The 21,187-nt window shown below is 65.7% G+C and carries 21 protein-coding genes; 14 read left to right on the forward strand and 7 right to left on the reverse strand.

What is annotated here, in order from left to right:
* Positions 1–245 precede the first annotated feature (245 nt).
* The gene (locus LGY53_RS39005; protein ID WP_225731706.1) at positions 246–1,565 is read right to left on the reverse strand and encodes a S28 family serine protease; all 1,320 of its coding nucleotides are present in this window, start codon (positions 1,563–1,565) and stop codon (positions 246–248) included.
* 107 nt (positions 1,566–1,672) lie between these two features.
* Here LGY53_RS39005 and LGY53_RS39010 point away from each other — a divergent pair, with 107 nt between their 5' ends.
* The 5 genes from LGY53_RS39010 (at position 1,673) to LGY53_RS39030 (ending at position 7,872) form a co-directional block, all read left to right on the forward strand.
* Entirely contained in the window at positions 1,673–2,812 is a 1,140-nt protein-coding gene (locus tag LGY53_RS39010; protein ID WP_225731707.1) for a histidine kinase, read from the forward strand.
* On the forward strand, positions 2,809–3,465 hold the full coding sequence (locus LGY53_RS39015; RefSeq protein WP_225731708.1) for a response regulator transcription factor: 657 nt from the start codon (positions 2,809–2,811) through the stop codon (positions 3,463–3,465). Before LGY53_RS39010 ends, LGY53_RS39015 begins: the two co-directional genes overlap by 4 nt.
* 594 nt (positions 3,466–4,059) lie before the next feature.
* On the forward strand, positions 4,060–5,256 hold the full coding sequence (locus LGY53_RS39020; RefSeq protein WP_374111304.1) for a serine hydrolase domain-containing protein: 1,197 nt from the start codon (positions 4,060–4,062) through the stop codon (positions 5,254–5,256).
* A gap of 112 nt (positions 5,257–5,368) precedes the next feature.
* Positions 5,369–6,043: a TetR/AcrR family transcriptional regulator gene (locus tag LGY53_RS39025; RefSeq protein WP_225731710.1), complete on the forward strand. Its 675-nt coding sequence runs from the start codon at positions 5,369–5,371 to the stop codon at positions 6,041–6,043.
* Between the two features lie 107 nt (positions 6,044–6,150).
* Positions 6,151–7,872 carry a hypothetical protein gene (locus tag LGY53_RS39030; protein ID WP_225731711.1) on the forward strand — a complete coding sequence of 574 codons (1,722 nt, stop codon included), beginning with the start codon at positions 6,151–6,153 and terminating at the stop codon, positions 7,870–7,872.
* Between the two features lie 42 nt (positions 7,873–7,914).
* Here the strand turns inward: LGY53_RS39030 and LGY53_RS39035 are convergent, their stop codons facing one another.
* Positions 7,915–8,643, reverse strand: a complete 729-nt coding sequence (locus LGY53_RS39035) for a TetR/AcrR family transcriptional regulator (protein ID WP_225731712.1) — start codon at positions 8,641–8,643, stop codon at positions 7,915–7,917.
* Positions 8,644–8,719: 76 nt separating this feature from the next.
* Here LGY53_RS39035 and LGY53_RS39040 point away from each other — a divergent pair, with 76 nt between their 5' ends.
* Positions 8,720–10,339, forward strand: coding sequence for a carboxylesterase/lipase family protein (locus LGY53_RS39040; protein WP_225731713.1), 1,620 nt, complete (start codon positions 8,720–8,722; stop codon positions 10,337–10,339).
* A 31-nt stretch (positions 10,340–10,370) separates the two neighbouring features.
* Here LGY53_RS39040 and LGY53_RS39045 read toward each other — a convergent pair whose 3' ends face one another.
* Positions 10,371–10,850: a MarR family winged helix-turn-helix transcriptional regulator gene (locus tag LGY53_RS39045; RefSeq protein ID WP_225731714.1), complete on the reverse strand. Its 480-nt coding sequence runs from the start codon at positions 10,848–10,850 to the stop codon at positions 10,371–10,373.
* Between the two features lie 133 nt (positions 10,851–10,983).
* On the opposite strand from LGY53_RS39045, the gene LGY53_RS39050 reads away from it, so the two are divergent.
* From LGY53_RS39050 to LGY53_RS39060, 3 genes are all read left to right on the forward strand, one after another.
* Positions 10,984–11,976 carry a hypothetical protein gene (locus tag LGY53_RS39050; RefSeq protein ID WP_225731715.1) on the forward strand — a complete coding sequence of 331 codons (993 nt, stop codon included), beginning with the start codon at positions 10,984–10,986 and terminating at the stop codon, positions 11,974–11,976.
* Between the two features lie 308 nt (positions 11,977–12,284).
* Positions 12,285–13,073 carry an SDR family NAD(P)-dependent oxidoreductase gene (locus LGY53_RS39055; RefSeq protein WP_225731716.1) on the forward strand — a complete coding sequence of 263 codons (789 nt, stop codon included), beginning with the start codon at positions 12,285–12,287 and terminating at the stop codon, positions 13,071–13,073.
* Between the two features lie 11 nt (positions 13,074–13,084).
* Entirely contained in the window at positions 13,085–13,447 is a 363-nt protein-coding gene (locus tag LGY53_RS39060; RefSeq protein ID WP_225731717.1) for a MerR family transcriptional regulator, read from the forward strand.
* Between the two features lie 292 nt (positions 13,448–13,739).
* On the opposite strand, the gene LGY53_RS39065 is transcribed toward LGY53_RS39060, so the two are convergent.
* Positions 13,740–14,066 carry a DUF4262 domain-containing protein gene (locus LGY53_RS39065; RefSeq protein ID WP_225731718.1) on the reverse strand — a complete coding sequence of 109 codons (327 nt, stop codon included), beginning with the start codon at positions 14,064–14,066 and terminating at the stop codon, positions 13,740–13,742.
* A gap of 353 nt (positions 14,067–14,419) precedes the next feature.
* Between LGY53_RS39065 and LGY53_RS39070 the strand changes: the two genes are divergently transcribed.
* A complete protein-coding gene (locus tag LGY53_RS39070; protein WP_374111305.1) occupies positions 14,420–15,259 on the forward strand; it encodes an alpha/beta fold hydrolase in 840 nt (279 codons plus the stop codon).
* 200 nt (positions 15,260–15,459) lie between these two features.
* Here LGY53_RS39070 and LGY53_RS39075 read toward each other — a convergent pair whose 3' ends face one another.
* Positions 15,460–16,077, reverse strand: coding sequence for a TetR/AcrR family transcriptional regulator (locus LGY53_RS39075; protein ID WP_225731720.1), 618 nt, complete (start codon positions 16,075–16,077; stop codon positions 15,460–15,462).
* Positions 16,078–16,139: 62 nt separating this feature from the next.
* Here LGY53_RS39075 and LGY53_RS39080 point away from each other — a divergent pair, with 62 nt between their 5' ends.
* The 3 genes from LGY53_RS39080 to LGY53_RS39090 all read left to right on the forward strand — a co-directional run bounded on the left by LGY53_RS39080 (position 16,140) and on the right by LGY53_RS39090 (position 17,633).
* A complete protein-coding gene (locus LGY53_RS39080) occupies positions 16,140–16,661 on the forward strand; it encodes an SRPBCC family protein (protein WP_225731721.1) in 522 nt (173 codons plus the stop codon).
* 79 nt (positions 16,662–16,740) lie between these two features.
* Positions 16,741–17,184: a 6,7-dimethyl-8-ribityllumazine synthase gene (locus LGY53_RS39085; RefSeq protein WP_225731722.1), complete on the forward strand. Its 444-nt coding sequence runs from the start codon at positions 16,741–16,743 to the stop codon at positions 17,182–17,184.
* Positions 17,181–17,633 (forward strand): PaaI family thioesterase, encoded by a 453-nt coding sequence (locus LGY53_RS39090; RefSeq protein WP_225731723.1) that lies wholly within the window; start codon positions 17,181–17,183, stop codon positions 17,631–17,633. The genes LGY53_RS39085 and LGY53_RS39090 overlap by 4 nt, the downstream gene beginning before the upstream one ends.
* A 279-nt stretch (positions 17,634–17,912) precedes the next feature.
* On the opposite strand, the gene LGY53_RS39095 is transcribed toward LGY53_RS39090, so the two are convergent.
* Entirely contained in the window at positions 17,913–18,842 is a 930-nt protein-coding gene (locus LGY53_RS39095; RefSeq protein WP_225731724.1) for an AraC family transcriptional regulator, read from the reverse strand.
* A gap of 102 nt (positions 18,843–18,944) precedes the next feature.
* Here LGY53_RS39095 and LGY53_RS39100 point away from each other — a divergent pair, with 102 nt between their 5' ends.
* Positions 18,945–19,916 carry an MBL fold metallo-hydrolase gene (locus LGY53_RS39100; RefSeq protein ID WP_225731725.1) on the forward strand — a complete coding sequence of 324 codons (972 nt, stop codon included), beginning with the start codon at positions 18,945–18,947 and terminating at the stop codon, positions 19,914–19,916.
* Here the strand turns inward: LGY53_RS39100 and LGY53_RS39105 are convergent.
* Positions 19,861–21,081 carry a PepSY domain-containing protein gene (locus LGY53_RS39105; protein WP_225731726.1) on the reverse strand — a complete coding sequence of 407 codons (1,221 nt, stop codon included), beginning with the start codon at positions 21,079–21,081 and terminating at the stop codon, positions 19,861–19,863. The genes LGY53_RS39100 and LGY53_RS39105 overlap by 56 nt on opposite strands.
* Positions 21,082–21,187: the final 106 nt, after the last annotated feature.

Here is a 21,187-nt window from a genome sequence, read left to right on the forward strand (position 1 = left end):
TTGGTCGGTTTCCCGCGCCAAGCCACCGGCGTATCTGCCGGATCGAACCCGCGTTCCGCATTGCTCATCGTTCGCTCCCTTGCCGAATGGGGTACAGCATCGATGAAGTGCGGCGGCAGCCCCGTCCGGGCCCCGCGATTCGAGGAATACCGCGTCCGATGATATGTGAATCGGTGCCTATTATGATCATTTTGCGCCATTTATCGGAAGGCCCGGGATGGTGCACGCGTGCCGGATCCCGAATATCAATGCGAACCGGATCCGTGCGACCAGCGGGTGAGGGCCGCGAGTACGGCGGCTTGGTCGGCAGCTGTCAGATTTGCGATACGGGCGAGATGATTTGCGGCGGGGGCCAGGTAGACGGCGTCACCGTGGGGACTGGGACCGAGGCGGAAAGGTTTTGCCCGCGTAGGGTCGTTCGCGCCGTAGATGAAGATCAGCCCGGTGCTGTCGCGTCGGACCCAGCGGTCGATATCGGCCATCGCGTCAGGGTCGAAACGCAGGGGAATATCTCGTGGCACATAGTTGCGCATGTCCTGGATGTTCGGATAGCGCAGCAGATCGGTCAGTCCCGGTGCGGAGTATCGGGCCGTGCCGAGCTGCGTACCCAGCTGATAGAACGACGGCAGTGCGACCGCGAGGCCCTGATCGGTGTAGGAGGCCGGTTGTACGAGGTCGTCCAACCATGTGTAGAGCGTTTCGGTGGTTGCCGCGGCGGGCGGAATGGCACCGCAGTCGGCCACGCCGCGGTGCATCCAGAAGTACATCGGCACCTGCAGCGTCACCAACTCGACGACGCGGTCTACGCCGCCGACTGTCTGGAAAGCATAGCCGGAACGTCGGGCCCAGTCGGTGAGCCGGTCATCGATTTCCTTGCGCCGCAACAGGATTTCGCGCTGGACCGCAATGATTGCGGCCCGGCATTCGGGCGTGCCGACCTCGGCGACAAATCGGTCGTAGGCGGTCGGGTCCGCATCGTCGAGGATGTTCGGGGCGCTGTAGGCGATCGTGCCGACTACATCATCGGGATAGAAGCGCCGATGATAGATCGACGCCATACCGCCCTTGCTGGCTCCGGCGGAGATCCACGCACCCCGGAATATCGGCCGCAATGCCGCGATGAGGCGGTGGTGATCGGCAGCGGCCTGCCGGATGTCGAGCGTGGTCCAGTCCGGGGCGGCTGGCCGGGAGGAACCGAAATACCGCTGCTCCGTGACGATCTGGTTACTGCCGACCAGTTCGGTCGGCTCGGCTCGGAAGGCGACGTTCGAAGTCAGATCGTAGCCGCTCGTGTAGAGCACCATGGGCCGATCGGTGGCCCGGTACAGCAGCGTCAGGCGCTGGTCGAAGTCGCCGCGCTCGGGATGGTCGTGGTCGATCGGCTGGCGATAGGTGAGTTCGAAGAACCTGCCGCCCGATGCGGGCTGTTCACCCTTGACGCGCAATCCCGGAATCGCTTGCAGCACAGTGCGAATGTCCTCGTCCCGCGCGCACCCCGCCACGCACGGAACGAGGAGTACGAACACGGCGAGTAGCAGGCGCACGTACCTGTCGATCGTGGTCATGTCATCAGCCTGGCCGGAGACGGCGTGGCGGACCTCCCCCGCGCGTACCGCCGCCTTCCCCCGGACGGGGGAGGACCGGGACGAACCCGAACTGCGACGATGGGAAGGTGTTCGCCCTGTTCCGTCCGCTGACCTATACCCGCGGCATACATCTGTGTGTGCCGTTGACGATCGCGGCGCTCTGGCTGTTCATCGACCCCGGCCGACCGTATGTGGTTGCGCTGTTGATGATTCCGCTCGGCCTCTTGCCCGTGACCCGGTTGGCCGAAGGAATCCAGGCCGAGCTGCTGCTCACCCGCGGCACACCCGACGCCTCCCTCACGGCCGCGCCCGCGACCACCTGGCCGGACCGCTGGCGCACGGTGTGGTGGTTGGAGATTCGGCTCGCTTGCAGCGCGGTGTTGCTCGCGGTCGGGGTCGGCACGGTGTGGCTGTGCACGGATCTGATCCGTGCCAGTGTCGGCGCCGCACCGACCCGGGACACCCTGGTCCACTTGCCATCGCACTGGTGGTGGGCGGTAGCGATCCCGGTACCGCTGGCAATTCTGTCGATCACGGTGGTGGGACTCGGCGAACTCGTCACCGTCGCGGCCCGCAGACTGCTCGGGCCGTCACCGACCGAACGGTTGCGGATGCTGGAGGCGCGCACCGAACAACTGCTGGAACACAATCGCATCGCCCGCGAGTTGCACGACTCGATCGGTCACGCCCTGACCGCGATCGTCCTGCAGGCCGGCGCCGCCCGGACCACCACGGATGCACAGTTCACCGACCGTGCGCTGAGTGCCGTCGAGGACACCGGCCGGGCCGCCCTCGACGACCTGGATCGGGTGCTGCGGGTGCTGCGCGCCGCCGGGCAGCCGGTCGTCGAGCGTCCAACACTGGCCTCCTCGGCCGCTCTCTTCGAGTCGGCACGTTCCGCGGGCGCGTCGGTGGAGGTGGTCGTCGAGGGTGCGGTCGACTCGATACCCGGCCCGATATCGCGGGAAGGCTATCGCATCCTGCAGGAATCGTTGACCAACGTGTTGCGGCACTACGGCCCCGGGCCCATACATGTTTCGGTGCGGGTCGACACGGCGCGGCTCGAACTGTGCGTGCGCAACCCGCTACCAGAACGACCGAGCCGATCACGCACCGGCAGCGGCCTGCGCGGCATTCGCGAACGTGCCGGACTCCTCGGTGGACTGGCCCGTCTCGGGCCGCTCGGAGACAGCTGGCAGGTGCACGTCGAACTCCCGCTGCGATGAACGCGACGCCGATCACCGTCCTGCTCGTCGACGACGAACCCATCGCCCGCTCCGGCCTACGTGCCATCCTCGACGCTCAATCCGATATCGAGGTGGTGGCCGAGGCCGCCGACGGGGTCGCGGTACTGCCGTTGATCAAGCGGCTGCGACCCGACCTCGTCGCCATGGATGTCCGGATGCCGCTGATGGATGGCATCGAAACCACGCGGGCGATTCTGCGCGCGATGTCCGACCCGCCCAAGATCCTCATCATCACGACTTTCGAAAACGACGACTACGTCTACGGTGCGCTGCGGGCGGGCGCCGACGGCTTTCTGCTGAAACGGGCACGACCCGCCGAGATAGCGAACGCCATTCGAACTGTGGCGGAAGGGAATTCACTGCTCTATCCGGCAGCGCTGCGCCGCCTCGCGGCCGGACGCGCCAATACCCAGGCGCAGACCACGTTCGAGCGGGCTTCGCTCACCGAGCGCGAGCAAACCGTGCTGCGGCATATGACCAGAGGACTGTCCAACGCCGAAATCGCCGCGCAGCTGCACCTCGGTTCCGAAACCGTCAAAAGCCATGTCAGCGCGATCCTGGCCAAACTGGATGTGCGAGACCGCACACAGGCCGTGATCCTCGCCTACGAATCCGACTTCGTCGATGCCTGAATCGCTTGCCGCGCTGAGCGAATCCGATTCGACAGTGAAACACCCTGCTGCACAACATTTTCAGATGACTCGCCGGTGGACGCGATGCGGCCGGATCCAGGACCGGCTATCCCGGTAACGGTCGGCGGTATCGAGTTCTGACTCTGCGCGGGCACTGTCCCACCGCACACAGGAACGAGCCTCGATCGCGGTGATCGAGGCTCGGAAAACATTTGGACGACGCGGAGGAACTCAACTCGGCCCCCAGCTATAGATCCAGGAACTTCCCCGCCTCGCACGACCACCCTAACCGAGTCCACCCCCATCCGCCACACATTATGGTCACCGCCACACTCTGGGCGCGAGGCGGCGCTCTCCCACGCCTACTCCATCTCATCGAGTGTCGATTTCGGACAATCACCGCCATCGTCACTGTCCGCGACAGCCTAGAGAGCCGTCCATCTCGGCTGCTGTAGTTGAGAGATCGTGGCCGCCGGGCAGCCTGTGCTCATCGACCCCGATGACGCGGCGCTGCCCCATCAGCAGGTCGGCACCGGTGAATCCGATTCCAGCCGGATCGTTCGCGAACAACCCGCTCGACTGAAAGGCACAGACGTGGTCCCCATGAATGGTGCATGCGATGACCGATTCGCCTGCGTCAGAGACGCTTTCGAGAAGACCCTGACCGAGGGGGAAGGCGGCGCCTCGGCCGCGGTGTTCATCGACGGGGAACCCGTGGTGGACCTCTGGGGCGGGCATGCGGACCGAGAGCGCACCCGCCCCTGGGAGCGCGACACCCTGGTCAATGTCTGGTCGACCTCCAAGACCATGACCAACCTGTGCGCGCTTATCCTCGCCGACCAAGGTGCGATCGACCTATACGCGCCGGTGTCGAAGTATTGGCCCGAGTTCGCCGCCGCGGGCAAGGCCGATGTGCAAGTGCGACATCTGTTGTCGCACACCTCCGGTCTCGCCGGGTGGGACCGACCGCTGCGAGCGCCCGAGCAGATATACGACTGGGAGCTGTGCACGAGCCTGCTGGCCGCGCAGGCGCCGTGGTGGGAGCCCGGCACCAAGTCGGGGTATCACGTTCTGTCCCAAGGCTTTCTGGTCGGCGAGGTGATCCGCCGGGTCACCGGTCACAGCGTGGCGACCTTTTTCCGTGAGCAGGTGGCCGGGCCGCTGGGTGCCGACTTCCACTTCGGACTGCCCGCCGAACATGATCACCGCGTCTCCAACGCCTTCCGCACCCACGTGGAGACCCTCACCCCCGAGCAGGAACGGATGCGCGCCAAGGTAATCGGGGAACCCGACGTACTCGACCACCCCGAGGAGATCGTGTCCACCCGGCAGTGGCGAGCAGCCGACATCCCCGCCGGTAACGGCCACGGCAACGCCCGCTCGGTCGCCACCATCCAATCGGTGTTGGCCTGCGGCGGCCAGGCCCGTGGCGTGCGGCTGCTGTCCGAACACGGCTGCCGTGCGGTGTTCGACCAGCAATCCGACGGACGCGACCTGATACTCGACCGGCAGCTCCGATTCGGTATGGGATACGCCCTCGCCGAGGGCGAACTCCCGATGGCAGGCCCCCGCACCTGCTACTGGGGCGGCGCCGGTGGTTCCCTGGTCTACCTCGATCTCGACGCCCGCATGGTCGTCGCCTACGTCATGAATCACATGATCTCCACCGGCGGCCTCAACACCACCGGCGACAACCGCGCTACCAGCCTCGTAATCGCCGCCTACAACGCCCTCGGCGCCGAGTCGAGAACGGCACTTCGATCGACATGCCGCGCACGGGCCGGACGGTAGCCCGGACACAGTTTCACACGACGCCCCGGCGCGAGGCGACCAACAATTTGGGCTCGCACACTCGACATAGGCGTCGTATTGCGGCCCCCTTGCGCGGCTGTACGTTTGGCTTGTGGGTAACTTGCCGGATGGGCGAGCGCGGCGGGCATTGCCGAAGGGGCCGCACAAGCTCGACCGCGGCACCGTGCTGGCGTCGCAACGGCTGCGGATGTTCGATGCGGTAATCGAAGTCGTCTCGGAGAAGGGGTACCGGACCGCCACGGTCGCCGACGTGATCGCCCGTGCGGGTGTGTCGCGGCGGACGTTCTACGAGCATTTCGCCGATAAGGACGCCTGCTTCGCCGCCGCCCTGCAGCACGGGTTCGAGGACTTGATGGTCGAGATCATCAACGCGACCGATACGGGCGGCGTCGAGCGGGACGACAGGATCGCCGCGGGGTGGCGGGGCGTATGCGAAGCCCTGGCGCGCAAACCGGCCTTCGCCCGAGTGTTCTTGCTGGCCGCTCCACAGGCCGGCGGCGAGATTCAGGATCAGTACGAGCGGTACCTGTCGCAGGCGGCCACCGCGCTGCGTGAGCATGTCACCGTGGCGCGGCGCAAGCGCCCCGATCTGCCTGCCGAACTCTCCGAAGCCGTGGCCCAGGCGATCGTCGGCGCGGTCGCCCGGCTACTCACCACCCAGCTCCGGGCGCACGGCGCCGAGCGGCTACCCGATCTGCTGCCGACGATCCTGGCTGTGGTGAATGCTCTACTGCTGGTGGATATTCCACCACCGAGTGTCGACTGATTCCCCAAATCCCCTATTCCCCAGAGCAATTAGCGCTCGCGGAACGCCTCGGCTGTTAGCTTTTGTGAGAAACATTCATGTTTTCTACTTTTGCCGAGGCGATGGCGATGAAACACAAACCCGTAGTGGCCGGTATGGCCGTCTGTCAGCTCATGTTGTCGGCCCAGCTGATCGGCGTCTCGCCGGCACACGCCGATCAGACGGTCGGCCAACGGATCGAGAAGCCCCTGGGCGAGGCCGGGCCCGGCGTGGTCAAGAGCTGGGTCCAGGTGCACTCCCCGCTGCCCGCGGCGGCGGGCCCGCATCCACCCGGCTGCGACTACGTCGACTATCTGCGGTACCGGCTCGCCGACGGCCCGCAACAATCCGGGGACGCCGATGCCGTCGTCACCGCGATGCCCGGAATGTTCAGCGGCCCAGAACAATTCGACTCACTGGCCCCGGAAGCACTGCGGCGCGGCCACGATCGAGGCCGCGCGGTCGAATTCTGGGGCATGCAACGCCGTTCGCCCTGCTACTACGACCGCACCGGACTCGATGCCGCCATCGCGGCCAAGGACTACCGAGTCGCCGTCGACTACTACTTCAACCACAAAGCGGTGGACGGACGAACCTTCCCCGGCTGGCCGTCATCCGATGACACCGAAGCGCTGAAATCCGATGACCTGGACCAGCAGAACCGCGACTGGTACACCGCCATCGCCGAGGCGATCCCCGATCCGCAACAGCGAGCGAAAAAGGTCTACTGCGCCGGACATTCGCAAGGCGGGGAGAACCTGAGCTACTTCGCCGCCACCGAATTCGGCAACGCTGACCATCCCGCCCCCGGCTACGCCCAATGCGCGGGCTTCGTCGTACTCGACACCGCACTCACCATCGACCAAGCCGACTCGAAACAATCACGGCCGCAAGATAATCCGGGCACCCCACCGGCCACCGCAGGCAGGTCCTTCTTCCAGGGCATCCTGCCCGAAAGTGTGGTGCCCGACGCCATGACACTGTTCTCCATCGCCGCAATCGCCGCCTACTTCGAGCCCGACGAGGAATCACAGCTGCTGCGGATGCTGCCGCACAGCCCGAATATGGAGCTGATTCTGCGTGGCCTGCTCGCCGCCGATCACCTGCAATTGATCACCAACGACCCCGATGTCCGGTCCTTCCGCTACACCAACACCGCCATGCTCGGAGCGCTGCTCGACAACAACTCCATGCCGCTCACCGCGGCCGACATCAGCTTCGGCAGCTTCGGCGGCGGACCCGTGCGCGAGAAGTACCTGTGGCTGCCCGAGGAACTGGCCGATATTCCCGGCACCGACATCACCCTGCCACTCATCGGCTGGCCGTTGAAGAAATCTCTGCTCGGCTTCGACAAGGTCGCCCCCGCCGACCCGAAAGCCCTCTACACCTGGAACAACTACGACCAACCCGCTGCACCCGACAACACCGGCCGCGTCTACTCCACACCCCAGACCGAACACACCGACATCCACTCGCTGGCCCGCCAGCTGTTCGAAGGCCCCACCGTCTTCTTCGACGCCTTCTTCCCCGGCACGCCGAGAAAAGACACCACCCCGGTGCCATATCCCAACGGCCCCTTCGAAAAACGAGCCGTCTACATCTACGGCACCAACGGCACCGTCAACGACACCCTCCAACTCCTCACCCCCATCGTCCAGCTCCTCAACCCGGGCTCCCACCCGCTGCGCCCACCCGACGCCGCCACCGGCATCGGCTACACCCACCTGGACGTCCTCACCGCCGCACCCCGCCAAAACGACGGAAACCCCAGCGCCACAACAATTGCGATCACAGACTTCATCACCCGTTGATAGATTTGTTCGTCGCGCGAGCCGGGTGGCCACCCAGCGGGATCAGTCCTCGGCGATGCCGCGCAGAATGGTGTTCAGGCCGAAATCGAAGTGGAATTCGGTGATCGGTTCGGTGCCGTATTCGGGCGCCTCGAAGGCGTTCCCGGCGAACAGCATTGCGGCATGGGGAAATCGGTTCCGGTCGACGAGCCGGGCCAGGTTCGCGGCGTATGTACGGTACGTCTGCGCCGGATCCGGACCGAGTCCGGGATTGTGTTCGGCGGCGAGCGTCACTATTTGGCGCACATAGCCGCTGAGCAGCGCCAGCACCGCGATTTTCGCATTGCTGGTGAGCCGGGCGGCACGCAGCACCTTCAGACCGGCATCGAACCAGGCGATCTGGTTCGGGCCCGACGGCGGACCGGAGACCGGAACGTCTATCAGCCAACGCCTTTCGACATATACGTCGCGCAACGCATAGGTCCATTCGCGCAACCCGTCACGCCACTGTGCCGGGCCGGTACGAATATCGGGTGGACTGCCGACACCCGCGTCCAGCATGAGCGTCAGCAGTTCATCCTTCGAACCGACGTGGCGGTACAGCGACATGGTCGAATAGCCAAGGGATTCAGCGACTTTCGGCAGTGTCGCGGCTTGCAGGCCCGCCTCGTCGGCGAGTGCGACCGCCGCCCGCACCACGCGTTCCACATCGAGTTCCGCGGGTCTTCCGGTACGCCCGGCGCCCGGCAACCGCCACAGTCGTGAGAGTTCGTCCGGCACTTGCCGTTCCACATCTGCCCCTGATTCCTCCGGCAACACGGTGCCATCGCTCGAGTTAGTGTATCTAATACATTAAGCAAGGGGAGCGGTGATCCGCAAATACTCACGCCTGTGCGCCGTCTCGTTGATCGCGGCGGCCTGCCTGCTCGGCTGCACCGCACATGATTCGAAAACACCAGCAGCGCAAGAGCATCCGATCGTCCAGATCGGGGATGGCCCCGTTCGCGGCACCGCCGCCGACGGCTACCGAACCTTTCAGGGGATCCCCTATGCCGCCCCGCCGGTGAGCCGATTGCGTTGGGCCCCACCGGCTCCGCCCGTGCCGTGGCGCGACGTTCGCGACGCCACCGCGCCCGGTCACCCCTGCGTGCAGAACGCGAGCCCGATGGGCGATCCGGCCAGTGATTCCGAGGATTGCCTGTACCTCAACGTCACCGCACCCGATCACGCGGACGGTGAAAAACTGCCGGTGATGGTCTGGATCCACGGCGGCGGTTTCTATTTCGGCTCCGCCGACCCCTACCAGGCTCGCCGCCTGGCCACCGAGGGCCGTGTGGTCGTGGTGACCCTGAACTACCGGTTCGGCGCGCTGGGCTACCTGGTGCATCCCGGACTGGACACCGCCGACGCCCCGTCGGGCAACTACGGACTGCTCGATCAGCAGGCCGCACTGCGCTGGGTGCGGCGCAATATCGACCGCTTCGGCGGAAATCCGGACAGCGTAACGCTTTTCGGCCAGTCCGCCGGGGCTACCAGCACCTGCTCCCTACTCGCCTCGCCGTCCGCAGCGGGCCTGTTCCAGCGTGCCATCGTGCAGAGCAGTCCGTGCTCGGAGACGAATCAGTGGCCCTACGGCGACGGGTACTGGTTCGCCCGGCCGCGTGCCGCCGCCGAACAGCAGGGCCGCGAGCTGGCCGACAAACTCGGCTGCGGCGCCGCTGCCGATGCGGCGGCCTGCCTGCGCGCCGTCCCCGCCGCGAAAATATTGGCCGCCGCGGACGGCGCCGGATACGGCCCGGCCTACGGCGGACAGGGCACACCGCTGCCGCTCGCACCGGTCGAGGCGATCGCGACCGGAAAGTTCAACCGGGTCCCGGTGATTCACGGCACCACCCACGATGAGCACAGCACGTTCATCTGGGCCATCGAGTCGTTCACCGATCACGTATACACACCCGCCGACTACCGTAACCAGCTCGATAGCGCCTTCGGCGCGGACGCAGATCGGATCGCGGCGAAATATCCGCTGTCCGATTACGGCTCCCCCAGCGAGGCGCTCGCGCGGTTGTTCTCCGACTACACGTGGGCCTGCACCGCACTCCTGACCGACGATGCGTTGTCCGCCCAAACCACCACGTACGCATACGAATTCGCCGATCCCAACCCACCGTGGGGCAAGGATATGGCCAAGGCGCACTTCCCGACCGGCGCACTGCACGTCGGCGAAATACCCTATCTCTTCGACAGCCCCGAATTCCCGACCCCATTATCCGCCGAGCAGAATCGACTGTCGGACACCATGATCGGCTACTGGACTCGCTTCGCTCGAACCGGCGACCCGAACGGCGCGAACACACCTAACTGGCCGAAGTACCGCATCCCGACAGACGTTCTATCATTGGCCCCCAACATGGTTCACCCAGTGGACCTCGATGCCGAACACCGATGCGGGTTCTGGTCCACCGTGCACCGTCCACCCCAGCCGTAGGCGCGATGTCGAAAATCTGTCCGACCTGCGGCTAGAGGCTTTTCAGGTTGGCGATCCGTCGCGTGTTGGCTATCAGCACATCTGTCGTCTTTCGCACCCAATCGCCGATCACGCGGAGCTCGGCCTCGCTGTATCCATCGTTGAGCGCGTTCATGTCTCGTATGAACGGCCGGAAGATCTCGGCGAGCAGGTTGTCCATCTGTTCGTTCGCGACCAGTTGCACGATCACTTTGCGGCGATCGAGCGGATCCCGAACGCGCCGAGCGTAACCGGCCTGTTCGAGCCGATCGACCAGACCCGTGACCGCTCCCGTGGTCAGGCCGGTGCTCTCGGCAATGGTCCCGGCCGTCACCGGTCCCAGACGTTGGAGCGTGTCGATGCACTTCCGTTCGGTCGCGCTGAGCCCCATCAGCCGGCCGGCGACTTCGTGGAAATTGACCATGGCCGAGGCGAACTCGCGTCCGAGCAACTCGCCTGACTGTGCCGGTTCGGGCGTATCCGCTTGCGCCATCCCCCAAATCTACCTTAGTCTCTAATTATCTCAGTGACTAAGATAATTAGGTCTGAGGTTTTCGGTAAGGGGGCGGAACACCATGTCTCATCAGGCTTTTCACCAGCGAGTGCGATCATGGCGGGGATGGCCGGTGGTGGTGCTCGCCGTGCTCGCGACGACGATTCCAGAGATTCTGACCGGATCGACAACGCTGTCGATCATCGGCGGTCTACCCGTGGAGATGGGCTTGTATGGCCCAGGGGCGCTGGTGATCCGAGAGGTTGTGCGGCGGCGCGGCGGCGGCTGGCCGTCGATGCTGATACTCGGGGCCGTGTACGCCGCCATCGAGGAAGGTCTGCTGGAGCCGACCTGGCTCACCCCGCAGATATTTCCGCCGAATGGTCATCCCTATGGGGTAGCTTTCGGCGTCTTCTGGCCCTACGCCGCATTCAATACCGGCCTGCATTCGATCTGGAGCATGACACTGCCGATTCTGTTGACCGAGACCATTTTTCACTGCCGCCGCCATGAGTCCTGGCTCGGCGGAGTCGGCATCTCCGTCGCGGTTGTCGTCTTCGTTTTCGACGCCGCCTTCACCTGGGTGTTCTGGCGCTCAGTGGCAATGCCGCGAATCTACGGAGTCCATGCCGAAATCGGACTGTCGAGGTATCTCGGCGTCGCATTGTTCGCCGCCGTCCTGACGCTGCTGGGCTGGTGGAGTACCAAGTGGGCGAATGGGATCGCGCGTGCGACCGGCCGAGCCCCGTCGGCGTGGGCGGTGGGTCCGGCCGCGGCGGCTGGAACGCTTCTATGGTTCTGGATGAACTTGATACCCGACCCGTGGCTGCGACACGTGCCGATCCCCGCAATCCTGCTCTCGCAGTGCGCTATTGGCGCGGCCGGTTATCTGCTCATTCGAGAATGGTCGACCCGCGAAGGCTGGCAGGATCGGCACCGGCTCGCGGTCTTCGCCGGAGCGCTGGGAGGCGAAACCTTAGGAGGATACTGGCTCTTTCACCGAACCGGCGCCGACCTGGTGTTCGAAATCGCCGCAGGCGTCCTCGCGGTGGCCACGCTCGTCATCATGGCCGCACGGATTTCGGCCCGGCCGCAAAACCGTCCGTCCCCGGCCCGCCTCCTATAACGACCGCAAGAAGTTTCGTGACCCACGAGCGCCAAGCCTTTGGCCGACAAGGAGTTTCGTCCGACACCGATCAACCCGAATACCTGGCGCGTCCAGGCCACCGAGGCGCTGGCCCCGCAAGGATGCCGAGATCGAGTGCCAGTTCCCGTAGGCGGCCAGCTCACGGAGCAGAGCACATCGTTAGCTGATACCCCGAACGCGCCAAAATGCCGCTTTCAGGGTGTTCTGTGTCATTTGCCACGGCCTGGAACATGTTGTGCCGCAAGCGGGTCGCCTCGAGTCGACGAAGTGTCGTCCGTGTTGGACGCTTGACCTTCACCCCGGGGTCAAGGTTTAGCGTCGCAGGCATGAGCGAATCGAATTCTCTCCAAGGGCTCGCCGTGGTCATTACCGGCGGGGGCACCGGGATCGGGCGGGCAGCGGCACGCCAGTTCGCCGCCGCGGGCGCGAATGTCCTCGTGACCGGGCGAACCGAGGGAACACTGAACGAGACTGCCGAGGGGACGGGTGTGCGCACCGTCGTTGCCGATGTCGCGACGGCCGAGGGTCGAGCCGCGATCGTGGACGCGGCGGTGCGCCAGTTCGGGCGGATCGACGTGCTGGTGAACAACGCAGCGATCACTCGGCCCGCTGCCCTCGGTGAGATCGACCCGGACGTCGCTGAGCAGCAGTTCGTCACCAATCTGACCGGGCCACTGTTCCTGACCCAATCCGCGCTGCCGCATATCGGAGCCGGCGGGATCATCATCAACATCACGTCGAACACACCGGACCGGGGCTGGCACGGCAACTCGGTGTACGGCGCGACCAAAGTGGCTATGGACTTCCTCACCAAGACCTGGGCACTGGAACTCGCCGACAGAGGCATCCGCGTCGTATCGGTGGCGCCCGGCATCACACAGACCCCGATCCTCACCAACGCCGGCCTGACATCGGAACAGATCGAATCGGCTATGCAGTATGTGAGCCGCATACCGCTGTCCCGCCCGGCCGAACCGGACGAGATAGCCTGGTGGCTCGTGGCCGTGGCCCGCCCTGAAGCAGGCTATCTGACCGGGCAGGTGATCCGGGTGGACGGCGGTCTGAGTGCAGCATGAGGTGAGGCGGAATGCGGATCGGTGAGCTGGCCGAGCGGACGAATGTGACCCGCCGCGCTATTCGCTACTACGAAGCCCACGGGCTCCTGCCCGACCAGCGCACGTCAAACGGATATCGGGAGTACGACGAGCGCGCGGTACGCCGGGTAGACAACATCCGCCGACTGCTGTCGGTGGGATTCACCGCCGAGGAGATCGTCGGCTTCCTGCCCTGCCTGGAATCTGAGAAGGTGCTGGCTCCCTCCTGCCCGGCCGGTGCCGAGGCGGTCGCCCGCAAGCTGTCCGCCGTACAGTCCACCCTCGACGAGCTCACCATCACCCGCGATCGCCTCGCGACGCTGCTCACCACCCTCACCGCAAGCTCGGTAGCGTGATACTGACGGCAAACGCGCTCATGGCTCGTTCCGGGCACTCGGGTGAGCCGTAGCCGTTGGCCGCCAGTCGATTACGCGAACATCCGATAGTGCCGAGGAGCGGGCGGTATCAGCAGCGTCCGCGCTACTACTTCTTCTTTGCCCACTCCGCGTGGTAGGCCGTCCAGCCGCCATGAGGATACTCATCCGGTTCCACTTCCAGCCTCGGCTGTTTTTCGTCGAGTTCGGGAGGGGATCCGGCCTCACCCGGGAACCGGTGAGATCGATCCGGCCAGACGCACTGCAGGACGGGCTATTCCGCAGTGGCGCGATAGTAGCGAATAGCCGTACCGAAGAACAGCCTGCGCCAGGACTCGGCGATCGGCCGCAATCTCATTCGATAGTCGTCGGGCAGCACGTCGTCGATCCACTGGTCGACTTGGAGTCGCGCGCCTGCGGCGACCTGGTCACCCACGAGGTTGAGCATCGCCATCGCATTCTGCGGTGATATCCCGAATATGGCCACCTCGGGCACACGATAGGTGTGCCACAAACCCACAGTGAACGCCCAAGGACCGGTGATGTCGCTCGCGGGGATGCCGAGCACGCCCCAGCCATGCTCGCCGATGTCGTCGACCAATTTCTGATCGCCAGGGTGCATTTCGGCGCGATCACCGTAGTCATGGCAGATCACGCACTGGCAATCCGAACTACTCACAGCCGCGACCCTACTGGGCAATCAGCCGACCGGCACGAGATGAATCCGAGTGCACGCACATGCCGCATATCGGCCAGATTCCGCCGCGCGATCGTTTGCTACTGGCTGGCCTCGGTGGCCAGATAGCTCCCCGCCAATGGCCGCGAGTGGGGGATCCCAACTGACACTGAGTCCGGGGTGGACATGGTCTCGGCTGCACCGATGACTTGTGGGTGGATCTGTCGTCGATACCTCTGGGAATACCGATAGACAGGAGTCCAGGTATGACGAGACCGATGACCTCGGTGCGGGCGAACGGTGTGGAGCTCGGCGTCGAGAGCTTTGGCCGTGCGGATGATCCGCTGGTCCTGCTGGTCGGCGGCACGACGATGTTGTCCTGGCCCGACGCGCTGTGTGAGCGGCTCGCGGCGGGCGGGCGGCGCGTGGTTCGCTACGACCTGCGCGACTCCGGCGCGTCGACGACCCTCGACCCGGAGAATCCGGCGTACAACCTGCGGGATCTCGGCGCCGACGCGGCCGTGCTGGTCGAGGTGCTCGGTGCCGGGACCGCTCATCTCGGTGGCGTCGGCGTCGGCGGCATGGTCGCTCAGGTCGCCGCGTTGGATCACCCGGATGTGTTCCGCGCGCTGACCCTCGTCGGTACTCGGCCGGTGGCGCCGGGTCCGGTCGACGAGGACCTGCCGGATCACGACCCCGCGGTCATGGGCGCGGTGTTCTCCCGGCCGCTGCCGGACTGGACCGACCGGGAGGCTGTCGCGGTGTTCGCCGCCTCGGGGGCCGAGCCGATGGGCAACGACCCGGAGGAAACGCTGGCGACGGCGGCCCGGATCTGGGACCGGACGTCGTCGAACGATCCCGCGGTGCATCAGGCCAATCAACTCGGGATGGTCTTCTCCCGGATCGACTGCGCCCCGCGCTGGCGGCACCGGCTCAGGGAGCTCGACATGCCAACGCTCGTGGTGCACGGTCGCGCCGATCTGTTCTTCCCGGTCGGCAACGCCGAGGTCCTCGCCGCCGAAATCCCCGGTGCGCGACTGCTCGTCCTCGACGATATGGGTACCGCCCTGCGCCACACCGCGGCCGACCAGGTCGCCGCAGCCATGCTCGCCCTGTAACCGCCAGGCTGGGAGCGCCGCGCCTCGACCAGGGAACACGAGCCCGCCGAGAACACCGCGATGACAACCTCGGGCGGACCCCGCACGCGATGACCGAATTGCCGCACCAGGCGAGCGACACCCAATACCTCGACCCCGCAAGGGATTTGGACAAACTTCATAGACAGTCGGACCTGACCGAAGCGACCAGGTAATCGACATCAGCCCCCGTGCCCGGAATCCGATAACGCATCGCCGTCTTCGCCGAGCGCGTCACGGACGATCCGGTCGACGGCCTCCGCGGCGGCGGTCAGGTCGGCGGCGGTCTTGCGGGCGCATCGCCGCACGGCCGCATACGGCAATTCGATGATCAGGAGAGCCAGTCGTTCGCGATCGGCTGGGCTGTGGAAACCCAGCCGATCGCCGAGTTCCCTTACAGCGGAGTCGATTCGGGCCTGCTGCGCCGCGGCCACGTCCCGGGATTCGGCACTCCACTGCGCGGACCCGAAGGCTTGTGGACCCGCGAGCAATACCGCGGCCTCGGTCGGATGCCGCAGCGACCAGTCGGTGACGTGATGCGCGGCCCGCATGGCGGCTTGCCGCGGCGGGTCGATACGCAAGGCCTCGAGAAATCCGCGCTGGAATCGGTCCACGCTACGCAACCACAGACCTGCCAGCAGCGCCGACCGGTCGGGAAAGCGGTAGTAGACCGAGCCGCTCGGCGCGCCGACCGCGGCCGCGACCGCGCTCATGGTGACCGCGGCGGCACCGCGCGACGCGGCCAGGTCGGCAGCGGCGTCCAGCAGCGAGTCCAGGGTGTGCGCTGGTTTCCTTGACACGTATTGGAGAATACCCTCTAATTTGAAATTAGAGATCAGTCGCTAAATGAAAGGTCCAGGTCATGGTGAGCAATATCCACAGCCGGGTGATCGCAGCCGATGCCGAGGCGGTGGGTCGGCTGCTCGAAACGCTGGCGACCGACGACGATCGACTGTGGCCGGTCCAGCAGTGGCCCGCGATGCGGTTCGATCGGCCATTGGAAGTCGACGCCACCGGTGGCCATGGACCGATCCGCTACACCTGCGTGAAATACGTTCCCGGACGCGAGGTGAAGTTCCGGTTCCATCGGCCGACCGGATTCGACGGGACGCACGGATTCATCGTCGAAGAGCTGGACGCCACACGTACCCGCCTGACGCACGAGCTGATCATGCGAACCCACGGAAAGGATCGGTTCACCTGGGCCCTCGCCTGGCGCTGGCTACACGATGCCGCATTGGAGGACGCACTCGACCGCGCCGAGACCGCACTGGTTCCGGGGACGGCGGCGCGGAGCCGGCACAGCCGATACGTTCGATTTCTGCGCGGGCGGATCCACAGCGACCAGGTTCGCAAGAGCAGGGTCCACCAGAATCAGCACTGACGCCGAGGCTTTCGGCACGACAACGCCCAGACCCCGCCTGGGACAGGCTGTTCCACGGCGGGCCGGGCAAGGAGGAACCATGTCACCCACTCCGAACCGCATCGCCCTCGTCGCCGCGCGCTGGCACGCCGATATCGTCGACCGGGCGGTGGCGGCCTGCCGGACCCGCCTGACCGAGCGCGGATTCACCGATGTCGATGTGTTCGAAGTTCCGGGCGCCTTCGAAATACCCTTGCGCATAAGGCGATTGGCCAGCAGCGGCGAGTACGTCGCGCTGGCCGGTTGCGCGCTGGTCGTCGACGGCGGCATCTACCGGCACGACTTCGTGGCATCCACCGTGGTGGACGCGCTGATGCGGGTTCAGCTCGATACCGATGTCCCAGTATTCTCCGCCGTGCTCACGCCGCACCACTTCCACGAGCATGCAGAGCATCTGGCGTACTTCGCCCACCACTTCGAGATCAAGGGCGTTGAACTGGCCGATGCCATCGCGACCACACTGAACTTGGACGTCGTCCGATGACAACCACCACACCCTCCCTCGACCTGGCTCGCGCCGTGCTGGCCGCCCAGCCGTTCAGCGTCCTGCTCGGCGCGGAACTGACCGCCTTCGACACCGACGGGGCCACCCTGGAAATCCCGATCCACGACAACCTGCGCCAGCAGTTCGGCTACGTCCACGGCGGCGTGCTGGCCTATCTCGCCGACAACACCATCACCTACGCCGGTGGCGTCGCCTTGGGGCCGAACGTTCTGACCAGCGGTTTCACCATCACCTATCTGCGTCCCGCCGACGGCGTTCGCCTGCGCGCGATCGCCCACGTCATCGACGCCACCGGCCGCCAGGCAGTCTGCGCATGCCAGGTCTTCGCGGTTCCCGCCGATGGTGATCCGGTGCTGTGCGCGACCGCCCAGGGGACTGTTCGATCGATCACACGAGAACGAGCCGGGGCCAACGTCGATCGGCAATGACAGTGCACGGGCGAACCTGGCCTGATCACTCGATGAAGTCGACAATGGTTGCAGCACAGGCAGATTCGAGATCATGTCCGGCCGCCACTTCAGGGACGACGCTCCGGCTGGCGGCTTGCCGAGGATTTCTCCGGTACGGCCATTCGAGATTCGGCCGCCGCTTCGGGATCACGCTCCAGCCGTTGGCCCACTGAGGATTTCGCTGTTACGGCCATTCGAGTGGCTGCCCGTTCGCATCCAGTAGCCTTCGGCGACAATGGATTCGGGTAGCAGGCACGCTCACTGTCCGACGGCCGCGGAGCTGTGGTCACGCCGGTAACGGCCCGGTGAGATGTCGAACTGCTTCTTGAACGCATTGGAAAACGCATAGGCAGTGGCGTATCCGACCTGGTCGGCGATGGCGGACAGCGGATCGGTGGTGTCGCGGAGCAGCGCGGCGGCGCGGGTCAGGCGCCACCAAGTCAGATAGCCCATCGGCGGCTGGCCGACCAGGGTGGCGAATCGGCGGGTCAGGGTGGCGCGGGAGACGCCGGTTTCGGCGGCGAGCCGGTCGTTGCTCCAGGGTGCGGCCGGATCGGTGTGCAGTGCGCGCAGCGCGGCGGCGGTGACCGGATCGGTGAGCGCGGCCGACCAGACACCTGCCTTGTTGTCGGTCATCCACGCGCGGATCAGGTAGACCAGTAGCAGGTCGAGCAGGCTCGGAACGGCGATGCACGAACCGGGGCGGCGCTGGTCGGCTTCCTGCGCCAGTAGGTCGATGGCGGCGCGCAGCTCGGGGTGGTCGCCGATGCGGGCCGGTAGGTGGATGATCGTCGGCAGTTCCGCCACGAGGGGATGCTGCCCGCGGCGGTCGAGCCGATACTTACCGCACAGGGCCTCGAATCCGGCTGTGTCCGAAGATCTTTCGGCTGTCTGCTCGGCACTCCATCGCTCGAACGGCACGGCCTGCGCCAAAGCCTTTGTGTCGGTGGGCCGATCGGCGAGCACATGCCCGGTTCCGTGTGGCAGCAACACCGCGTCACCGGTTCCCAATGTCACCGGATCACCCCCATCGGGCAGCACCCAGCAACTGCCCTGGAGCACGATGTGGAAGCCCGCGCCGGAGTACGGGGCGAGTCGGGTGCACCAGGTGGGCTGTCGGGTATACAGCCGGTTCGACGACGGTTGCCCCAGGCGTATGGCAGCGATCGCGTCGCTCAGCACATCCATGGGTCGATGGTACTGAGAACACTCAACCGTGAGCCGATTGCGTATCAAAGTGAGCGCAATAAGCATTGTTCGGCTCGAATCCGCATCCATAGGCTCACAGGCATGGAAAGCTCACAAAGTATTGCGCTGGGCGATGTCGAGATCTTCCGCGTCATCGAATGGCAGGGCACACTGCTGCCGGGTCCCGATCTGCTGCCCGACACCACCGAGCAGACCTGGCGAGATAACGCGGACTGGCTGGCGCCGGATCATTGGGATCCCGATACCGGGCTGGTCGTGGCCGCGATCCAAACCTGGGTGCTGCGCAGCGGTGGTCGCACGATCCTGATCGATACCGGCGTCGGCAACGGACGCGAACGCCCCAGCCGCGCAATGTTTCACCACCGTCAGGGCGACTTCATCGACCGCCTGAGCCGGGCCGGTGTGCATCCGAACGATGTCGATCTCGTGATCAACACCCACCTGCACGGCGATCACGTCGGCTGGAACACCCACGATGTCGACGGCCGATGGACACCGACGTTTCCCAGCGCGCAATACCTCATCCCGGCCGCGGACGACGCCTACTTCGGCCCCGCAGGCGGCTACGCGGGCGGCAGGCGTCCGGACGACCGGCTGCTCTACGAAGACAGCATCGCCCCGATCCACCGCGCCGGCCAGGCCGTTCTCTGGGAGGGCAGCTACCGCATAGACGACAACCTCACTCTGGAATCCGCACCGGGCCACACACCGGGATCCTCGGTCCTGCACCTGCGGTCGGGCGCCGACCGCGCGGTCTTCGTCGGCGACCTGGTGCACAGCCCGATCCAACTGCTCGACCCATCCTGCGACAGCTGCCTGTGCCTCGACCCGCGGCAAGCCGCGACCACCCGCCGCCGAATCCTTGAACAAGCCGCTGATCAAAGGGAATTGGTGATACCGGCACATCTCGGCGGCTCGGGAGCAGTCGAAATCCGCCGCGCGGGAACGAATTTCGCATTCGGTGCGTGGGCTGCCGCAGCGGCGGAGCCACGCCTGCTCACGTCGGCGGCGCGGCCCGGCGTCGACGCTGATACCAGGTGCGAAAGCCGGTGATAGCCAAGGCGATCGGCGCGAGGCCGAAGGCCAGCCAGAGCAGCCGCACCGGCCATGGCGCGAGATAGCCGAAATGCAGTCCGTAACTCCATTTCTGCCACAGGGTGGTGCTCGGGGACATATCCGTACCGCCCTTGATGAAGTGGGTATCGCCGGTGTGCCGATCCACCGCGACAATGACGGACGGGAGCGGGACGGTGCCGCCGTAACGGCCCATATCGGTATTGAGCGCGAAGGCGACGCGATAGGTGTCGGCGGGTTTCGGCGACGGTTCGGCGAGATACACCAGCCTGCCGTCGGGTACGAGCGCGGCCGCGGCGGCGATGGCGCGGTCGCCGCCGATATCCGGTCCGGTGGCGCGGGCCGAATTGTATTCCGATTTCGCCGGGGCGCCGCCGGTCAGTGCGTACCAGACCTTTCCGATCGCGGGGAGTTCGAAGCCGGCGCCGGTGATACCCCAGAACAGGAGGAACGCGCAGGAGGCGACGCCGATCACCGCGTGCAGGTCCCGGTTGCGCCGGTAATCGCCACGGCGTAGGTGAATTGTCAACCGCTGCTTGATATTCCGTATTCCTGGCCACCAGATGAGCAGCCCGCTCAGCGACCACCAAACCAAGGTCAGACCGATGCCGCCGAGTATCAGCTGGCTGATCTTCAGCTCGATGAAGGGCACCTTGGCGGTGAGCCACGGTTGATACCCCGGGTACCGCTCGCAGGACAGGGCACAGGAGTGCAGATTCGTCACGAATCCGAGTACGCCGCCGTCCGGATCGGCGGTGCCGAGAATCGCGCCGGAGCCCGGGTCGACGTACACCGCCTCGCCCGCCTTACCGCTGCGCACCTGGAACACGCCGTCGACCAGGGTCGCGATCGGCCCGGTCAAGTCCGGTTTCACGGCCTGCGCGGCCGCGATCGCCTGGGTGGCCGTGATCGCTTGCGCCGATTCGGTTTTCGCGAACAGTTCCGGATGGCGCAGCTGGTCGAGTTGCGGACGGAACAGCAGGATGGTCCCGCAGATCACCTGGATCAGCAGGAACAGGCCCAGCACCGGTGTCGTCCAGCGATGCGCGATCCGCGTCCGGCGGACGAGCTCGCGCAGTGCCCGATGACGTGCGAGCACCGGCTGTTTGCGCCGGGCGATTCGGTTCCGCGTCTCAACTACCACCCGAAGATAGTAAGGTAGCCTTACCTAACGCGACATCCGCGGTGGTCGCAGCTACATCGAAGCAACGCCCGTGCACGCCCGACCCGGATGAACCGGTCCCGTACGG

Source organism: Nocardia sp. JCM 34519.1, from assembly GCF_020361265.1.
Taxonomy (GTDB): domain Bacteria; phylum Actinomycetota; class Actinomycetes; order Mycobacteriales; family Mycobacteriaceae; genus Nocardia; species Nocardia arthritidis_A.

Bases quoted from the DNA above. Each gene is read 5' to 3' on its own strand.
- LGY53_RS39045 (WP_225731714.1), bottom strand. From the start codon at position 10,850: ATGGCGCAAGCGGATACGCCCGAACCGGCACAGTCAGGCGAGTTGCTC.
- LGY53_RS39005 (WP_225731706.1), bottom strand. From the start codon at position 1,565: ATGACCACGATCGACAGGTACGTGCGCCTGCTACTCGCCGTGTTCGTA.
- LGY53_RS39060 (WP_225731717.1), top strand. From the start codon at position 13,085: ATGCGGATCGGTGAGCTGGCCGAGCGGACGAATGTGACCCGCCGCGCT.
- LGY53_RS39030 (WP_225731711.1), top strand. From the start codon at position 6,151: ATGAAACACAAACCCGTAGTGGCCGGTATGGCCGTCTGTCAGCTCATG.
- LGY53_RS39070 (WP_374111305.1), top strand. From the start codon at position 14,420: ATGACCTCGGTGCGGGCGAACGGTGTGGAGCTCGGCGTCGAGAGCTTT.
- LGY53_RS39090 (WP_225731723.1), top strand. From the start codon at position 17,181: ATGACAACCACCACACCCTCCCTCGACCTGGCTCGCGCCGTGCTGGCC.
- LGY53_RS39080 (WP_225731721.1), top strand. From the start codon at position 16,140: ATGGTGAGCAATATCCACAGCCGGGTGATCGCAGCCGATGCCGAGGCG.
- LGY53_RS39095 (WP_225731724.1), bottom strand. From the start codon at position 18,842: ATGGATGTGCTGAGCGACGCGATCGCTGCCATACGCCTGGGGCAACCG.
- LGY53_RS39100 (WP_225731725.1), top strand. From the start codon at position 18,945: ATGGAAAGCTCACAAAGTATTGCGCTGGGCGATGTCGAGATCTTCCGC.
- LGY53_RS39085 (WP_225731722.1), top strand. From the start codon at position 16,741: ATGTCACCCACTCCGAACCGCATCGCCCTCGTCGCCGCGCGCTGGCAC.
- LGY53_RS39015 (WP_225731708.1), top strand. From the start codon at position 2,809: ATGAACGCGACGCCGATCACCGTCCTGCTCGTCGACGACGAACCCATC.